The following is a 17,847-nucleotide window of genomic DNA, read 5'->3' as shown; positions in this document are numbered from 1 at the left end:
GCAGGCATCCGGTCCGCATATTCGTCTTTTTCGATCCCGTACCCGCCGCTGCCGTTCCTCGGCTTCCCGTGAGGCGCCGGCAGGAGGGATCGTCAATCGTCCTCGATGCCCAGCTCCTTGATCTTGCGGTAGAGCGTGCGCTCGGACATGAACAGTTCGGCGGCGGCTTCGCGGCGACGGCCGTTGTTGCGGCGCAGCGCGCGGATGATCTGTTCGCGCTGGACGTCGGCCTTCGTCAGCGCCTCGTGCGGCTCCTCGACCACCTCGGCGTTGACGGCATACTCCCGATTGCGGCCGTGCGACGTGCTCCCGGCCGTCGTGGGCAGGTAACCCGCCACCTCCTGCTTCGCCTCGGACGTCGCCGCACCGCCGCGCAACAGCTCCGAGACCATGCGTTTGAGGTCGTTGATGTCCCCCCGCATGTCGAACAGGATCTTGTAGAGCAGTTCGCGCTCGCTCGCCGAATCGCCCGCCACGCCCGCCGCCGTCACCACGGGCGTCGAAGCCCCCTGCTGCTGCGGAAGGTAGCGCGACAGAATCGCCGCCGTCACCACGCGGTTCTCCTCGATGGCCGAGATCTGCTCGGCCACGTTCTTCAACTGGCGGATGTTGCCGCGCCAGTAGTAGCCCTCCAACATCCGGCGCGCCTCGTCGTCGAGCGTGATGGGCGGCATACGGTACTGTACGGCCACGTCGGAGGCGAATTTGCGGAACAGCAGGAAGATGTCCTCGCGCCGGTCGCGCAACGCCGGCACCGCGATGGGCACCGTGTTGAGCCGGTAGTAGAGGTCTTCGCGGAACCGCCCCTTCTCGATGGCCTCCTGCAAATTCATGTTCGTCGCCGCCACGACCCGCACGTCGGTGCGCTGCACCCGGGCCGAACCGACGCGCATGAATTCGCCCGTCTGCAACACGCGCAGCAGGCGCACCTGCGTCGAGAGCGGCAACTCGGCCACCTCGTCCAGAAAAATCGTCCCGCCGTCGGCCTCCTCGAAATAGCCCTTGCGAGCTTCGACGGCACCCGTGAACGACCCCTTCTCGTGGCCGAACAGCTCCGAATCGATCGTGCCTTCGGGGATGGCACCGCAGTTGACGGCAATATATTTATTGTGCTTGCGGGCCGAATAGGCGTGGATGATCTGCGGGAAAAACTCCTTGCCCACGCCGCTCTCGCCCGTCACCAGCACCGACAGATCGGTCGGTGCGACGCGCACGGCCACTTCGAGCGCCCGATTCAGAAGCTCCGAATTGCCGATGACGCCGAAGCGCTGTTTCAATGAGACTAAATCCATAGGGTTTCTTTCTTTTTCGTTTGGTCCCCTTCCCTGCCGCTGTGGAAGGGTCACTCGGCGACAGACTCCGCAGCGGCTTCGTCGGCGGCGGCGCTCTGCGAAACCTCCTCCATCAACTCCGCCTGCATCTGCTTGGCGCGGCGGTCGTTGACATATCCGTAGACGATCACGCCCACGGCCAGCAGCGCCGCCACGATCGCCACGATGAGGAACGCATCGATCCGGCGCGCCGGCTTGCTGCCGACGAAGGTATAGGCATCGGTCGTCTTGACCGGCCGGCCGTAGGTCAGACCCTTCACGCAGGGATCGGGTTCATAGCGCGGCGTCCGTCCGCGGCCGACGGCATCCGACCCGACCGATCCGCCCGTGCCGGATGCAACGGTCCTGTCCGCAGCGGGTTCGCCGGATGCTTCCGTCTCCACAGCGGAACCCGCCGGCAGCGCCGATGCAGGCCCCGCCGCGGCACCGGCCTGCGGATCGTAGGCGAACGTCAGCGTCCCGTTGGCGCCGGCGGAGAAAGTCCCCAGCCCCGCGACGAGATACACGCCGCCGTGCTGCACGGCGTGGCGCAGATCGAAAATCAGCCGGTCGATGGCGCCCGCCGCTTCGATCTCGCTGGCGCCGGCGGCCGTCAAAAGCCCTCGCAGCACCCCGTCGTCGCGCTTGAACAGCTCCGAAAAGAGGATCTCCCCGCCGGGCGCCTTCACGATGAAGGCCCCCAACTGCGGCACGACGAGCCGCTTGTGCGTGCGAAGGAATTCTGCGATCAAAACTTTCACGTCCGTTGTCATAACATCCCGTCGATTTTACCCCTCAAAATTACAACATTTTTCCGTGATATGCAGAAAACGCCTGCAAAAATCGAGATATTGCACCGAATCGTTGCGCATATCAAAAATAATTAGCTACTTTGCACCGCGAATTTCGAGAAAAAGTAATCGAGCTACTTCGCCGGATTTCGACCGATGTAGCTCGGACGGATTCCCGGAAACGAACCGAACAAAGCATGAAAAACAAGTACAAAGACCTGATCGAACAGACGTTCGATTTCCCTCAGGATGAATTTTCGGTCGAGGACAACGAGCTGAATCTGTACGACATTCCGCTCATGGAGATCATCAAGCAGTACGGCACACCGTTGAAGGTCACCTACCTGCCGAAGATCTCCTCGCAGATCGCACGTGCCAAGCGCATGTTCAACGTGGCCATGGCGAAGGTCGACTACAAGGGCGCCTACAACTACTGCTACTGCACCAAATCGAGCCACTTCTCCTTCGTGCTCGAAGAGGCGCTCAAAAACGACATCCACCTCGAAACCTCGTCGGCCTACGACATCCACATCATCAACGCCCTCTACGACGGCGGGATCATCGACAAGGACCGTTACATCATCTGCAACGGTTTCAAACGTCCTCAGTACGTGGAGAATATCGCGCAGCTGGTCGACGACGGATTCGAAAACACCATCCCCGTGATCGACAACAAGGAGGAGGTCGAACTGCTGGACGCCGCGATCGAGAAAAAGTGCAAGGTGGGCATCCGCATCGCCTGCGAGGAGGAGCCGAAATTCGATTTCTACACCTCTCGTCTGGGCATCCGCTACAACGACATCGTCGACTTCTACAAGCGCAAGATCAAGACCAACAAGAAGTTCCAGTTGAAGATGCTCCACTTCTTCATCAACACAGGCATCAAGGACACGGCCTACTACTGGAACGAGTTGGGCAAGTGCCTCAACGTCTACTGCGAGTTGAAGGCCATCTGCCCCGAACTGGACAGCCTGAACATCGGCGGCGGCTTCCCGATCAAGAACTCGCTCAACTTCGAATACGACTACGAGTACATGACCGAGGAGATCGTGGCGCAGATCAAACACATCTGCGAGATGAACGGCATCGAGGAACCCAATATCTTCACCGAGTTCGGATCGTTCACCGTGGGCGAAAGCGGCGCGGCGCTCTACTCGATCGTCAACCAGAAGCAGCAGAACGACCGCGAGAACTGGTACATGATCGACTCGTCGTTCATCACCACCCTGCCCGACACGTGGGGCATCAACCAGCGTTACATCATGCTTGCCGTCAACAACTGGGACAAGGAGTACCAGCGCGTCTTCCTCGGCGGGCTGACGTGCGACAGCGAGGATTTCTACAACGCCGAGTCGCACACCAACGCCATCTTCCTGCCCAAACTCGAAGCGGGCAACACGCAGTACATCGGTTTTTTCCATACGGGCGCCTACCAGGAGTCGATCGGCGGCTTCGGCGGCATCCAGCACTGCCTGATCCCCGCGCCCAAACACATCATCATCGACCGCGACAAGGGCGACAACGAATACTACACGCGTCTGTTCGCCAAGGAGCAGAGTTACCGCGCCATGATGCGTATCCTGGGCTATTGATCCGCCGCACCGGACACGAACGGGGGCGCGTATCGGTCGATACGCGCCCCCGTTCGCGGTAATCCTTCTTTCAACGCGCCGTCGACGCCCGTTCGCGGATACAGGCGGTCAGCGTGACGGTGCGGTCGGGCGCCGACGGATCGGCGATCTTTTCCAGAATCAGTTCGGCAGCGCGGCAGCCCATCTCGTCGAGCGGCTGCTCGACGGTCGTGAGCTGCGGATTGACGATCGTCGAGAGTACGGTTCCCGAATACCCCGCCACCGCCATCTGCGCCGGAACGCGGATGCCCAGTTCCCGCAACCGGTTCATCGCGCCGATCGCCACCGTATCCGTCCACGCGAAGAGGCCGTCGGCATCGGGCATCCGGCGCAGCAACTCGTCGGCCGCCGCACGGCCGTCGTCGAAGGTCACGCCTGCCGGAATCACCGACCGGCCGTCCGACACGAACCCGAACTTCCCCAAAGCATACCTGAACCCGCGCAGACGCTCCCTCGCATTCGGGATATGCGCCGGGCCGCCGAGGTGGACGATCCGGCGACATCCCCTGCGGACGAGGTGTTCCATAAGGAAATAGCTCGTCGCAAAATCGTCGACGATCACCCGCGAGGCATCGACGCGCAGCGGCGCACGGTCGTAGAAGACCAGCGGCACGCCGCGCTGCCGGATACGCCGGTAGATCTCGCCGTTACGGGTCGCGTCGCACGGACAGGCGATGACGCCGTCGACCATGAAGCGCTCCATCAATTCCAGATTCCCGCATTCGGTCTGCGGATTCTCGTCCGACTGGGCGATGATGACCTTCAAGCCGCGCCCATACAACACCCGCTGGATGCCGCCGATGACCGTCGCGGCGAAAGGCGTGACCATCTCGGGCACGATCACCCCGACCGTATTGCTCCGCCCCGACCGGAGGTTCACAGCCACCGGATTGGGACGGTAACCCAGTTCCCCCGCCAGTCGGGAAACCCGTTCCCGCGTCTCGCGGCGGATGTTCCGGTCGCCGGCCAGCGCCCGCGACACGGTCGACGGCGACAGTCCGAGCCTTTCGGCCAACTCTTTGATCGTGATTCGTTTCATGCTCGCTGGGGTTGACAGCGACAAAACTACGGATTTTACCCTGCTTTTGCAAACGGAGCCTAATGGCGGACATCCCGCCCCGCGGCAGAAGCGGACGCTCCGGTAAAGTCCGCCGCCCGCTACGCGATCAGCAGCACGATCACCACGCCCCAGATGATGAGCAGCGTATTGCCGATAGCATAGGTGATCGTGTAACCCATCGAGGGGACGTTGCTCTGGATCGTCTCCTCGACGGCGCCCAGCGCCGCCGTGGTGGTCCGCGCCCCCGCGACGCACCCCAGCGTCAGCGCATCGTTGAACCGGAAGAGGTAACGTCCGATGAAGATGCCCGCGACAAGCGGAATCGAGGTCGCGGCCGCGCCGATCAGAAAGAGACTCCACCCTACCTCCTGAAATCCCTGAATGAAGGTCGGGCCGGTCGAAATGCCGACGATGGCGATGAAGGTGTTCAGGCCGACGTTGTTCATGAACCACAACGTCGGCTGCGGGATATTGCCCACGTGGGGATAACGGGCATGGAGCCAACCGCAGAAAAGGCCGGCGATCAGCACGCCGCCGCTCACCGTAAGGCTCAGCGGCACGGCCCCGATACGGGTCATCAGCAACCAGCCGAAGAGCAGTCCGCCCAAAAAGATGCCCAGCCCCACCAGCGGCATCCCCGTCTTTTCCGAGACCGGATCGCTGAACCCGAGCGTCGGCGCGGCGCGGCGCACGTCCTGCGGCAGGCCGACCAGTTCGAGCCGGTCGCCGGCATCGAGCTTGCCGCCGGCCAGCACCGGAATCTTCACGCCGGCACGCAGGATAGAACGGATATTCACACCGTGCATTTCTTTCCTTTTCAAAATATTGCGCACATACTGCCCCGCCGCTCCGCGCTTGCTCACCACCACGGGCAGGCTCTGCACCGAGAAGTTCGTCAACTCCGCGTCTTCGACCTCCGTACCGATCCAATCCTCCTCCTCGATCACATACTGACGGCGGCCGCTCACCACGAGCGTATCGCCGGGATAGATCGTCGTGCGGGGCGTCACGTCGTCGGCGATGCGCCCCCGTTGACGCAGCCGCTCGACGAAAATCAGTTTCTTCTGCGACTGCATGTAGCGTTCGAATTCGGCGACGGTGTGCCGCTGCCCGAACCAGTCGTTTTCGGCCTTGTAGGCGCGGAAGACGATGGCACGCGCCGCAGGATCGAAGCCCGCCGTGAAACTGACGTCGTCGCCCAGCTTCGATTCGAGGTCGAGCGCCGCCTTGTGTACCTTCTCCACCCCGCCCAGCAGACGCGGGCCGAGCGTTCCCAAGATCCACGCCGACCCCGCCGTACCGAAAATATAGGTCACGGCATAACAGACGGGCATGGCGTCCAGATCGATCGCCTGTCCGTCGGGCAGCTGGCGGATGGTGTCGGTCGCCACGCCCAGCACGGCGGACATGGTCTGCGAACCGGCCAACAGTCCGGCCGCCTGCGCTACGTCGTAGCCCATCAGCGTGGCGCAGAGCCACGTCGACCCGAGGCACAACAGGCAGACGACCACCGCGAACCCCACCTGCGGCAGCCCGTCGCGTTTGAGCCCGCGGAAGAACTGCGGGCCCACGGCGTAGCCGACCGAAAAGAGAAAGAGGAGAAAAAAGAGGGTCTTGGCCGGTTCGGGAATCTCGATTTTCAACTGCCCGACCACGACGCCCACCAGCAGCACGCTCGTCACCGTGCCGAGCGAGAAACTGCGCCAGCGCAGTTTGCCGACCAGAAAACCCAGCGCAAGGGTGACGAAAACGGCCAGCGCCGGATTGGCGCGCAAAAAATCGATGAAATGAATATCCGCAAACATAGCTTTCGGGGGTGTTTTACACTCGCCCCATGCGCAAAGTGCGTGCCGCAAACAGGTTCCGGACTTTTCCCGCCCTTCCGCAATGCCTCCGCACGGGCCTGCGGGCCGCCGAAACCGGAATCGGGAACATACGTCGCACGAAAGCCTGCCCACCGGTGATCGCTGCAAATGCGCCGGCAATCGATCCTCACGCAGGAAGCCCCGCAGGATTCCTTCTCCGAATGGCTGTACCGGAATCCGACGACCCGGGCCGAAACCCTCGTTCCGGACGCAGCGAAACGGAGCGCGGAAATCCGACCGCCCGGAAAGCGAGCCTTCCTAAAACGACCTTCCCCCGCCGCAACGGCAGGGGAAGCGATGAATTGCGATCGGGCTACGATCAGAAGCGGTAGCCCAATTGCAGCTGGAACGTCTTGTTGCGAACCGTGACGTCCGACACATCGGAGAGATTGAGGAATCCCGCATCGTAACCGAAACGGAACGAATAACGACGGTACTCCACCCCGATGCCGGCGCGGACGCCCATATCGAAACGGTCGAATCCCCCGTCGCCGAACGTATCGGCCTTTGCCGATCCGGACTTCACCTTGCCGGCGAAGCCGACGCGCATACTCAGACCCAGATAAGGAATCAACGAGACGTCTTCCGTCAAACCGAAACGCCAGTTGACCAGTGCCGGCGCCTCGAAATAGTAGGCGTTGAGCTTCACCGCACCGTCGCTGACCGAGGTGCCGTAGCCGGCGATACCCAGCCCCGTTTCGAAATAGAGCGGCAGGGTGTGCATCAAGCTCTTTTCATAGGAGAAAGCCACCAGCGGGCGGACTACGGAGTTGGGCGTAGCGCTCACGCCGCCCGCTTTGAAGGTCATGTTGGCGATGTTCATGCCGACACGCACGCCGAAGATGTGATTGGGATGTGCCGCTGCGCCGCACACGACGGCCGACAGCACCGCGAGGAGAAAGAGTTTTTTCATAAAATTGAATAGATAGTAAGGTGTTCGGGATAAGTTCGCATCGTCAAATATACGAATTTTCCGGAATCCCGCATTTATTCCGGAAGATTTACAGCCGTTTTGGAATCGATTTTGTAATTTGCAGGCCAAACAGAACGTTTTCGTCAAGCCGAGCGCAGAACCGAACGCAGTTCGGACTCTACCGAGGCGAGAAAACGAAGAATGAAATTCAACGTTTTCTCCGAGTCGAACGGGCAGAGCCGCGTCGCGCGAACTGCGCTTCGGCAAGAAAACGACGGTTGAAAACAACGATATTCTATGGAACGATACATCCTCAAAGACAACGAGGCCCGCAGCCGTTACGAGTTCGACCTCGGAGGGCATACCGCCTATATCGACTATGAAAAGGACAACGGGACGATCGTCCTGACGCATACGTTCGTCCCCGAAGCATACGAGGGGCGTGGCGTAGGCGCACAACTGGTCGCCGCCGCACTGGCCGACATCCGCAGGCAGAGGTTGAAAGTCGTTCCGCAGTGCTCTTTCGTCGCCGTCTACATCAAGCGGCATCCGGAGTGGAGCGACATGGTGAGCGAAACGGCCGGCGCCGAACGCTGACCGGTGCCGTAGCATCCCATCGCCGTCCGAAAATACAACTTCTCGGACGGATAATCGCATCGCCGGCCGCTACTTCCTCCCGATGAGCCGTTTGAAAAAGCGCCGGATGCGTACCGGCAGGTTGATCCCCTGTTTGAGCAGTACGGCGCCGCTCAGGAGTTTCCAGTCCCAGCGGCGCAATTCGGCATAACGGATCAGCACATAATCCAGATAGGGCGTCTCCCAGTCGAGGTGGTGGAGCATCTCCACGCAGTCGCGCCGACTCAGGTTGCGGCGGAAGGCCATGCGGTTGACGTCGATCAGCGCGAAATTCCACGCACCGTCCTCCCGGTAATAGAAGATGTTGCCCGGATTGTAGTCGTAATCGAGCACACCCTTTTCGTGGAGGCGGACGGTGAAGGCCGCAAAGGCATCGAGAATCTCGAACTGCCGTGCCTGCGGTTCCCGATCCAGCTGTTGGAGCGTCGGGTAGGGAAGCCGTTTGGAAACATAGTAGCCCGTATGGAACAGCAGCCCCCGCCGGCACTCGATGTAACCGACCGGGTCGGCCACGGCGATGCCCGACCGCCGGAGCCGCAGCGAATAGTCATAGGAACGTCGGGCTTTGGTCGGCCGGAAAAACGTATAGACCCAGCGGTTCAGGCGCAGCGGTACGGCGAAACGCTTGACGACAAACTCCTCGCCCGCCACCCGTTCGCACCAAAGCGTATTGCGGTCGTCGCGCAATACCTCCCCGCAAACGCCCTGCGCAGGCAATTTCCGCATCCACGAAGCCAGACGGCCGTATTTTTCCGACAAGATGATTTTCATTCGTTTTTCGTCTTTTTCCTGTAATTCGTCACAAAAATAACGATCGGAGGATGCGCTTCTTGTCCATATGGCGGGCAATAACATTCAATAAGTCGAATAAAGGAGCTCAATCCTCCTATTATGCGAGAAAAAGTTATTACTTTTGGCGAAATTCAACATTATTATGGAAGAAATCCTCCAACAAATTCCAGTGACTCCTCAACAGGATTCCGAACGGCCGAACTCCGCTTCGTTCCGGCTGCTGCATCTCACGAGTTCCTCGATGGAATTCACCGAATCCGACTATCTGCCGCACGAGTTGAATACCGGAGGGTTCTGTATCTGCCTGCGAGGGAAAAGCCGCGTCACGCTCAACCAGCACCGCTGCTACATCCAGAAGGGCGACCTGTGCGTCTTCTTCCCCCGAATGCTCATGCAACTCGACGACCACAGCGACGATTTCGAGGCCTACTGCATCGTCCCCGAGATCGACGTCACACGCGAAGTGCAGGTCCCTTCGGCGACCTCGCTGTTCCTCTACATCAAAGACCATCCCTGTATCTCGCTCGACGATACGACTTTCCGGCGGATGCTCAAATACTGCCGCATGTTCAGTGAATTCGAACGGAACGGCCACCCCTACCGCGACCAGATCACCCTCCACATGTCGATGATGCTCTACTACGAAATCTTCCACATCTATCAACACGGCAAACCGCTGGCCATGAGCGCCCAAACGCGGCAGGAGAGCATGTTCCGCGAGTTTCTCTTTCTGGTCTCGCAGCACTACGTCCGCGAGCGCGAAATCGGGTACTACGCCGACCAGATCTGCGTGACGCCCAAATACCTCTCGTCGGTAGTACGGACCGTATCGGGCAACAGCGCGGCGTGGTGGATCAACCAAACGGTCATCATGCACGCGAAAAATCTGCTCAAAACCAATCACCAGCTCACCATTCAGCAGATCTCCGACAAACTCAATTTCCCCAATCCGTCGTTCTTCGGCCAGTATTTCAAACGCCGCGTGGGAATGACGCCCAAAGAGTTCCGCCGCAAAGCCTACTGACGGCGGCACCGCATCTTCCGCCGGCATTCATGCGGATACCGACGAAAAAAGAGAGCCGGACGAATCGGATTCGTCCGGCTCTCCCATCCCAAGCAGCACGCTACTTCTCCTTCACACAGCGCACCGAGTTGCCGTAGGCCGTCGCCCCCTGGCGGTAGCGCCCCCAGTCCGACGTCACGTAGACCTCGTAGCCGTAGCCGTTGGAAGCGTCGGCCGACGCCGTCCAGTAGACGCCGATATGGCCGCAGTTCGTCAGCGGCGTGTTGATCGTCAGAATCCCGACGAAGGGGAAGAAATCGCCCGTTCCGCCGATCCACGCGCGGCCGTTGCCCTCGAACGGGCCCCACTGAGTATCGACGTTCACCCCCGTCGACATGTCGCCGGCAGCCGTCGCAAAAGCCCCGTCGGGCGGCACCATGTACCCCAGCGGACAGGGATCGAAAATAGTCTTGTAACCCGACGACATCTTATTTCCGCCCCACAGGTCGGCCTCCTTCAACGCATCGTTGGTCGGCGTCACGTACCACGACGAACCCGAATACTGGTAATAGGTTTTCAGGAACTGCGTCGGATGCCGTACGGCATTCTCGATATTGCCCGGAGCCTCCGTCAACAACTGCTGTCGGACGCCCGTATAGGCCCACTCGGCCGTGCCGTCGCCCACCTGGTGATTCTCGACATTGGCCTCCGTCACGTTCCCTGTCGTATAGGGCGCCGACGAAGGCAGGAACGGATCCTTGCGTCCCCACTGATAGAAGAGACCGCGGTTGGCCACGTCGCCCGGCGTATTGTTCAGCGCGCCGAGGTTGCGATCCATCCACTCGTAGCCGTTGGCGGCCGTCAGCGTCACCTCGCGGTCCGTCACCCAGATATGCCAGCTCCAAACGATCTCGCCCGAAAAATCGCGCAGCGCGATCACCGCATTGCCCTGCTCACGGCCCGTCGTGAACCAGATACGGCCGTTGCGGTAAACCGGTTCGCCGTCGATCACGTCGCGGCTGCGCGTCTTGTCGGCATCGAAAACCGCCTCCCACAGCAGCTCGGCCGCCACCCCTTCGTCGAGCAGCAGGCCGTGCTTGTCGATGTATTCCGAATTGCCGTCGCCCAAGCCGTTGCCCTTGATCGAGGCGTCGAAGACGTACGACGCACCCGTCGACGCCATGTAGCAGTTGGCCGTACCGAGTGCCGACAGGTTCGTGGCGCCGGTTCCGTACTGCATCACGCGGATTTCGCACGTCAGCGACGGGTCGTCGATGCTGGAAACCGTCACCACGGCCGTCTGCGCTTTCGTCGACAACGACTCTCCGGCCGTTATCGTCAGCAGGTTCCCCTCCTTCCGGTTCGACAGCCAACCTGCGGCGTCGGTCGTAACCTTCCACTCGCCGCAGTTGGTGTCGATCACCACGGTTCGCTGCCCGCCGTCGGCCGACAGGGCGAAGATTCGCGTCGAGGCCGTCAGGTAGAGCTCGGGCTCGGCGGCGCGGTATTCATCGTCCGTGTCGCAACCCGCCAGCAACATGCCGGCCGCAAACGATGCGGCATATATCCACGTTTTCGCCAGTCCGACCGGCCTGCGCCGCGCTTGTGCGGGCTGCGCCGCGGTGGGAAACGGACGAACGATATTCGACCTTTTCGTCAAGCCGAGTGCCGAGCCGAGCTCGCTCGAACGCTGCCGTGGCGAGAAAAGGAGCTTGATAATGAACTTTTTCATCTTGCTTTCCATTAACTGTTTCACTTATTTCCACGCCGTCGGCATCGCATCGTAATCGCTCAGGCCCGTGCAGCCCGCGAAACAATCGGTGGCGTTGGTGTTCGTAACGGCCGTGAAGCCGAGTGCCGCGGTACGTTCGTAAAGGTGTATCTTCCGGCCGTCGATCTGCGTGAAGGGCGACTCGCCCGTCAGCGCCGAACAATTCTTGAAGGCGGTCTTCGCGGTCTTGATCTTCTTGTTGTTGTCGAACAGTCCGGCCGGAATCGACGTAAGCCCCGTACAACCCGAGAAGACCGACGTGATCGTCGCCAGTTCGGCATTCTTCGCAAAGAGCCCCGCGGGCAGCGATTTCAGTCCCGTACAGTCGATGAAGGCCGACGACACGGAAGTCATGGCCGCACACTCCGCGAAGAGCCCTTCGGGCAGCGATTCGAGTCCCGTACAACCGTTGAAGGTGTTCGAGAAGGTCTTGATCTTGGTCTGTCCGGCGAACAGGTCGTCAGGCAGCGACGTCAATCCCGTACAATCGGTGAAGGTGTTGGCGAATCCGGTCGCCGCGACGGTCGCGAACAACCCCGAAGGCAGCGACTGCAACGACGTACACCCTTCGAACGTACTCGTGAAGGTGAAGTTTCCCGTGGCCGAGAAGGTGGCGAACAGGTCGTCGGGCAGCGTCCGCAGCGAGGAGCAGCCCTCGAAGAGGTTGTTGCCGTTCTTGATGCTCGTCGTGTGGCCGAACAGTCCGCTCGGGATCGAGGCGATCGACGCGCACTCGGAGAAAATCGACGCGACGTTGGAGACGTCGGGACAGGAAGCCAGCAGATCGGAGGGTATGGATGTCAGTTTCGTGCACCCCTTGAAAGCCTGCGAGAAATCGGTACACTTGGTCATCGTCGAGAAGAGTCCGCGCGGAATCGAGCCGATCGGGCAGTCCTGGAAAACGGCCGAACAGCTGGTCACACCGACTTGCCGCGCGAAGAGACCGGCCGGAATCGTCTCGATCCCCGCACCGCTGAACGCCCCCTTGAAGGTCGTCACCAGCGTATTGTTGAAGAAAATCAGTTCGGGTATCGATTTGAGCGCCGTGCACATGCGGAATACCTGCGAGAAACTCGTCACCGCCGGGCACCCGCCGAACAGGTCGGCCGGAACGATCTCCAACGCCTTGCAACTGTCGAACAGCGAGGTCATGACCGTCACGTTCGGGCAATTCTGGAACAGCGTGGCCGGAACCGACCGGATGGCCGTATGGCCGAATACCGAGAGGAACGTCTGCGCCTTGGTGTTCGTCTCGAACAACCCTGCCGGAATCTCGGTCAGCAGCCCTTCCGCCTCCTTGTTCACCTGCGAACCCACATAATAGAAGGTCTGGCTGAACGAAGTCGCTTCGGTATTGTAGTAGAAGAGTTTTTCGGGAATCTCCGGTATGCTGTGGCAGAAATGGAACGTCGAGGTGAAGTCGGTCGCCCGGGTAGCGTTGTCGAACAGCCCCGCAGGAATGGCGCCGAGCGTCTGGCAATCGTAGAACGCTTCGTTGAAAGTCGTCACCCCGTCGAACGAATGGGCCGTATCGGAGGGAATGCTTTTCAGGTTCATGCAACCGTTGAAGGCATCTTCCATCGACGTGAGCCCCGTCTGTCCCCATTGAAGCACCTCTACCACATAGCTCTTCTCGCCGGCCGATTTCAATGCCGTCACCTTGCCGCTCACCTCCACGTCGTAACTGCCGGCCGTAGCGTAGACGTGCGTCGGATTCGCCGTCGTGACGGTCTCGACCGTACCGTCGCCCCAGTTGATCTCGGCATCGACCTCGCCGGCGATCATCGCCGTGGCCGTCGCATTGTCGGAAGGAATCTCGAACTTCCAGCGCAGATATTTGTCGTTGACGCCCATCTGGGTGATCGCCACTTCCAGCGACGCCGTATTCTCGCCGACGCCGGTCGTCAGGCTGATGTTCTCCGTCCGCCCCTGTTCGCCGTCGTAGGGGTCGACCGTGACGGTCAAGACGTCGTTCTCGCGCGTGACGGCGAACCACTTCGCATCGGCCGCATGGTTCCACTCGAAGTTCGAAGATACGGCGATCGTCTTCGTGCCGCCCCGATAGTCGAACGACAGAGCCTCCGGCAGCGCCCTGACGAAGGCCCTGCCGTCCTGCTCGACGACGACCGTCTCGCTGATGCTCCGATCGCCGTAGCCCGCCGTCAATTTCACTTCGACCTGCCGCGATTCCGACGAAGTATTCTCGTCGGCCGTAAAGACCAGCTTGTCCTGCCGGCGCTCGACCAACATCCAGTCGCACGACTGGGTGAACTCCCAATCCTCATAGTTGCAGGCGATTTCGGTCGAAGCGCTCAGCAGCGATCCGCAGGCCGGAATCAGCACCCGATTGGGCGTCGCCACGATTTCGGGCGTTCCGGCCGCGTTCTGCACGACCTCCACCGTCCACGTCCGCGCGCCGGACCCTTCGCCCGCCGTCACGACCACCTCGGCGGCGGGTTCCGACGCCTCCTCGTTCCGCTGGACGCGGAGCGTCAGCGTACCGTCGTATTCGTTCTGCTCCACTGCGAGCCACGCCTCGTTGTCGTTGGTGTAGCTCCATGTCTCGGCATTGGTCTCGACGGAGAATACGACCTCGCCGCCGGGCGTCTTGAAGCGCAACGTTCCCCTCCCCTCCTGTGCCGAATAGAGCGGGTTGTCCGACGTCACGCTGAGCGTCGTAGCCTCCGGTGCGACGGGATCGGCGTCGAGCACGATCGTATCGCCCTCGCATCCCGCCAGCAGCAGAACGCCGCCCGCCAAACCACTTATAACATGATATAATCGTTTCATCTGCTCTCTGTTTTAGCGTTTCTGCATCAATTGAACTGCTCGATCCGGTTGATCCGGCCGGTCGTGTGGGCGCGCAGCCGCACGACGTCGCCCCGCTGCACGGAACTGAACGCCACCGGAAGCGATGCCGGCGACGCGGATGCCGCCTCGCGCGCGAGCACGATCCCTTCACCGCTCGGATAGTAGATATCGCCGAACATGCCGACCTGCGACGTATCGGATATTTTCCGCGAAATAAGACCCAGCGTCTGATACTCTTCGGGCAGCCCGTGGAGCGTGATCGTGCGGAAATCGTCGGACACGACGCCCGTCACGGCGCCCGAACCGGTGGTGAAGGTGGAGTTCTTCACGTTGATGGCCACCAGATAGACCATCATGTCCTTCTCCTCGAACGTGGCCAGCAACTGCCCGAGCGGAATCGACACGTAACACTCCTCGCGGTTGTAGGGCAGATTCAGCGCCAGCGCCTCCATCCGCATCGGTTCGCCCTGACCGTCGAACGTCAGCGCCGAGAGGTTGAAATACTGGTTGTAGAGATCCTCTTCGATCACGCACGATCCCCGGGTGCCGGCTCCCTGATCGACGCCGCGCAGCATCCAGTGGTCGGCCGTGATCGAAAAGGTGCCCGGAATGCGGAAATAGGGATTCTCGCCGCGCATCTGCTGCGAGAGCGAAAAGGTCTGTTTCGCACCGTTGACCTCCGTACCCGCCTCGACGGTGAGCGTCGCCGTCAGCGTCTTGTCTCCGGTATTGGGTTCGGCGACGGTCAAAGTCGCCAGTCCTCTCTCCGGGTCGGTCGAGAGCACGCACCACGTCTGATCGACAGAAGCCGTCCACGCAGCGTTGGACGCGACCGAAAGCAGGATTTCGCCCCCTTCCGAATCGAAGACATAGCTTTCGGGCCCCTTCACGTCGAGCGTCACGGGCTCGGCGGGTTCCTGCGCGACGTCGATCGTCGCGGTATAGTCTCCGGTGGTAACGACTACTTCGGCCTGCCGTACCTCGGGCGACGGATTCGCCTCGGCATGAAGCCGCATCGACGTCGCGTCGTATTCGACTTCGAGCCAGCCGGCTTCGGGCTGCGCCGCACTCCAAGCGCCGGCCGCATCGACGTTGATCGAGACCGCTCCGCCTCCCGCACCGAATACCGCCGTCCGTTTCGAGAAGGCCAGCTTCACCTGCCCGCCGTCATCGTCGTCCGAGCAACCGGAACCGACGAACGCTACCGCCGTCAGTAAGCACCATGTAAACCATTTTCTCATAAAGGATGAAATTTAAGTAAATAAAAAGTCTGAGGATAGCCTTCCGAAGCGAAACTATAATCCGCAAATCCAAATGTTCGACGGATTTTAAACGAAACGACTTCCTCAAAAAAACGAAGCGTACCCATTGGGTGCGCTTCGTTCACTTAAATTCGCTTATCGAAAGTTGCGTATTTCTCTATTTGTGGAACTCGCCGTTTGATACCTTTTTGTAGATCGTTTAAACAGCGTTTTAATGTCCTTTGCATAGCCGGAATGATCTCCTGTTCATAAAACTCCCGCGGTCGAAGGTTGTAGTCGATCTTAACGATCTCTTGTTCGCAGATGTCCCCCGTATCAAGGCCACTATCCGCCCAAAACCATGTCGCAGCCGTAATAGGTTCTTGACGTCTATACGCCCAGCGTATCGAGGATGCACCTCTGCCATACGGAAGCGGTGACGGATGGAATATCAGCGTTCCCAGGTTGGGTTCTGCCAGTTCTTCGTTGCTCACCTTTTCAATCAATAACGGAGCGATAGCGACATCCACAAAAAAATAGTTTTCATTCCAAACTGCCAGCCCCAGCGACTTAACCACTCGTTCGGCCTCTTTATAGGCCGTTGTATCGGAGTTTCCTAATATCTTAACAACCATTATTAATATATTTAAACGCTTGTACGGCTCGGAAATGACCGCCATAGCCAGACGTTGGTCGGCCTGGTTGTCCTTTCCTTGCCGCCGATTTAATCATTGAGCTTATGGACTTCGTTTTATTCGCCCCATACAGGCTTGCCGCCGTCTGTACCCATTTCCGGGAATGACGGAGTGCCCCGCATAGCTGCGGGTGCGACGTATGGAAGAATACGGGCAGCATTTTGCCGCATCGGCCATGTCCTTGACGATGATATTCGCAAACGGCGGCGAGGAACTTTGTGCCAACTCCAATTCCTTGCCATTCGGGCATCACGACCAACCGCGTCGCCCTATAAGCTCCCGCGGTGAATAACGGTGAGACTGCTACATGACAGACAGGCTCACCGTTGATGAATCCGACGAAATACTCGGCAGCCACCGGGGCAGGCAGGTCTAAATAATAATGCTGCTTAAACAATCGGGGGAACACAGTTCCCCGGACTTTATAAATTTGAAGTTTGAGCTGGGGGCGGCGTTGAAGGCAGTCCCGATTGTAAAACCGGGCCTCCTGCATATCATATACCCAATCCGGCTGCAGCCATTCGATAATATCGTAGTGGCAGGAAAGCAGGACAACCTGCCCATCACCTTTTCGCCATGTCTTTGCGAAAGCGGCCGCTCCGACCTTGGCGATTTGTCGGTCGATTACCGAAGTGAACTCGTCGACGACTGCCCGTTTGGGCCGTTCACATACCAGGCGGGCCAGGCCAGCGCGGAACTTCTCACCGTTACTCAAGACGGGAAATGGCCGGAGCCATGCCGGGACATCACCCAGGCCGACGGCTGACAATGCACCCGTTACGGCATTGAAATCTCCGTCTGGGGCGATGCAATCGACGATAGGCTTCGTGGCATCCCACCCAGCGTACAAGTCATAGATGGGCTCACCGAAAATGCGGCTGCCTATACTTGTCTTGCCGCTTCCGGAAGGGCCGACAATAAGACCGATTTTCCAGTCCAGCCCCTCGACGGGAAGCTCGGCCGAGCGTTCCCAATCACAGCCGTTCTCAGCATTGAAAAGGCTTTTTACTCGTGCGGCTCGGTAACTGTTGAAGTCGCTGCAATGGTGTTTTACTTTTACAATCATACAGTAACAATTTTAAGAGTCAAACCTTGAGCGAGGAGCCGTTCGTAAATCTCCCGCTGCTCTTTTTCATCCTTGCAGATGACGATTACGCCATACTGCTCTTTGTAATTAAATGCCATTCAAATATTGTTTTAAGGTGAATAATATTTATCTTTGTCGCATCTCACCCACATACTGCATATAAATGCGCCGAAGACGCGACAGAAGGCTCCAGCCCTCGGTCGTGCGTCTTCGGCGCGCGCTTGCGTAAGTATGTGGGTGA

General features: G+C 59.7%; 15 protein-coding genes. 3 read left to right on the top strand and 12 right to left on the bottom strand.

Annotated features, from left to right (window positions below):
• Nucleotides 1-92: 92 nt before the first annotated feature.
• Entirely contained in the window at nucleotides 93-1,292 is a 1,200-nt protein-coding gene (locus tag FMF02_RS09650) for a sigma-54 interaction domain-containing protein (protein WP_141413001.1), read from the bottom strand.
• Nucleotides 1,293-1,342: 50 nt separating this feature from the next.
• A complete protein-coding gene (locus FMF02_RS09645; RefSeq protein ID WP_141413000.1) occupies nucleotides 1,343-2,083 on the bottom strand; it encodes a hypothetical protein in 741 nt (246 codons plus the stop codon).
• A gap of 215 nt (nucleotides 2,084-2,298) precedes the next feature.
• Here FMF02_RS09645 and FMF02_RS09640 point away from each other — a divergent pair, with 215 nt between their 5' ends.
• Complete coding sequence (locus tag FMF02_RS09640) at nucleotides 2,299-3,693, top strand: type III PLP-dependent enzyme domain-containing protein (RefSeq protein WP_141412999.1); 1,395 nt, start codon at nucleotides 2,299-2,301, stop codon at nucleotides 3,691-3,693.
• 70 nt (nucleotides 3,694-3,763) lie between these two features.
• Here the strand turns inward: FMF02_RS09640 and FMF02_RS09635 are convergent, their stop codons facing one another.
• From FMF02_RS09635 to FMF02_RS13680, 3 genes are all read right to left on the bottom strand, one after another.
• Nucleotides 3,764-4,771 carry a LacI family DNA-binding transcriptional regulator gene (locus FMF02_RS09635; RefSeq protein ID WP_141412998.1) on the bottom strand — a complete coding sequence of 336 codons (1,008 nt, stop codon included), beginning with the start codon at nucleotides 4,769-4,771 and terminating at the stop codon, nucleotides 3,764-3,766.
• Between the two features lie 119 nt (nucleotides 4,772-4,890).
• Nucleotides 4,891-6,597, bottom strand: a complete 1,707-nt coding sequence (gene aspT, locus FMF02_RS09630) for an aspartate-alanine antiporter (RefSeq protein WP_141412997.1) — start codon at nucleotides 6,595-6,597, stop codon at nucleotides 4,891-4,893.
• 379 nt (nucleotides 6,598-6,976) lie between these two features.
• The gene (locus FMF02_RS13680; protein WP_162502293.1) at nucleotides 6,977-7,570 is read right to left on the bottom strand and encodes an outer membrane beta-barrel protein; all 594 of its coding nucleotides are present in this window, start codon (nucleotides 7,568-7,570) and stop codon (nucleotides 6,977-6,979) included.
• A gap of 297 nt (nucleotides 7,571-7,867) precedes the next feature.
• Here FMF02_RS13680 and FMF02_RS09620 point away from each other — a divergent pair, with 297 nt between their 5' ends.
• On the top strand, nucleotides 7,868-8,167 hold the full coding sequence (locus FMF02_RS09620; RefSeq protein ID WP_141412995.1) for a GNAT family N-acetyltransferase: 300 nt from the start codon (nucleotides 7,868-7,870) through the stop codon (nucleotides 8,165-8,167).
• Nucleotides 8,168-8,236: 69 nt separating this feature from the next.
• Here FMF02_RS09620 and FMF02_RS09615 read toward each other — a convergent pair whose 3' ends face one another.
• Nucleotides 8,237-8,977 (bottom strand): lipopolysaccharide kinase InaA family protein, encoded by a 741-nt coding sequence (locus tag FMF02_RS09615; protein WP_019130012.1) that lies wholly within the window; start codon nucleotides 8,975-8,977, stop codon nucleotides 8,237-8,239.
• Between the two features lie 163 nt (nucleotides 8,978-9,140).
• Here FMF02_RS09615 and FMF02_RS09610 point away from each other — a divergent pair, with 163 nt between their 5' ends.
• Nucleotides 9,141-10,022: an AraC family transcriptional regulator gene (locus FMF02_RS09610; RefSeq protein WP_141412994.1), complete on the top strand. Its 882-nt coding sequence runs from the start codon at nucleotides 9,141-9,143 to the stop codon at nucleotides 10,020-10,022.
• A 100-nt stretch (nucleotides 10,023-10,122) separates the two neighbouring features.
• On the opposite strand, the gene FMF02_RS09605 is transcribed toward FMF02_RS09610, so the two are convergent.
• From FMF02_RS09605 to FMF02_RS13960, 6 genes are all read right to left on the bottom strand, one after another.
• Nucleotides 10,123-11,733: a BACON domain-containing protein gene (locus tag FMF02_RS09605; RefSeq protein WP_141412993.1), complete on the bottom strand. Its 1,611-nt coding sequence runs from the start codon at nucleotides 11,731-11,733 to the stop codon at nucleotides 10,123-10,125.
• 24 nt (nucleotides 11,734-11,757) lie between these two features.
• Nucleotides 11,758-14,562 carry a BACON domain-containing protein gene (locus tag FMF02_RS09600; RefSeq protein ID WP_141412992.1) on the bottom strand — a complete coding sequence of 935 codons (2,805 nt, stop codon included), beginning with the start codon at nucleotides 14,560-14,562 and terminating at the stop codon, nucleotides 11,758-11,760.
• A gap of 26 nt (nucleotides 14,563-14,588) precedes the next feature.
• Nucleotides 14,589-15,824, bottom strand: a complete 1,236-nt coding sequence (locus tag FMF02_RS09595) for a BACON domain-containing protein (RefSeq protein ID WP_081584242.1) — start codon at nucleotides 15,822-15,824, stop codon at nucleotides 14,589-14,591.
• Between the two features lie 146 nt (nucleotides 15,825-15,970).
• Nucleotides 15,971-16,459: a formyltransferase family protein gene (locus tag FMF02_RS09590; RefSeq protein WP_141412991.1), complete on the bottom strand. Its 489-nt coding sequence runs from the start codon at nucleotides 16,457-16,459 to the stop codon at nucleotides 15,971-15,973.
• On the bottom strand, nucleotides 16,449-17,585 hold the full coding sequence (locus tag FMF02_RS09585) for a GNAT family N-acetyltransferase (RefSeq protein ID WP_141412990.1): 1,137 nt from the start codon (nucleotides 17,583-17,585) through the stop codon (nucleotides 16,449-16,451). The genes FMF02_RS09590 and FMF02_RS09585 overlap by 11 nt, the downstream gene beginning before the upstream one ends.
• Nucleotides 17,582-17,704, bottom strand: coding sequence for a hypothetical protein (locus FMF02_RS13960; protein ID WP_256130248.1), 123 nt, complete (start codon nucleotides 17,702-17,704; stop codon nucleotides 17,582-17,584). The genes FMF02_RS09585 and FMF02_RS13960 overlap by 4 nt, the downstream gene beginning before the upstream one ends.
• Nucleotides 17,705-17,847: the final 143 nt, after the last annotated feature.

The sequence above is a fragment of the Alistipes communis genome (assembly GCF_006542665.1).
Lineage (GTDB): Bacteria > Bacteroidota > Bacteroidia > Bacteroidales > Rikenellaceae > Alistipes > Alistipes communis.
This window is presented reverse-complemented; position numbering and strand designations above follow the sequence as displayed.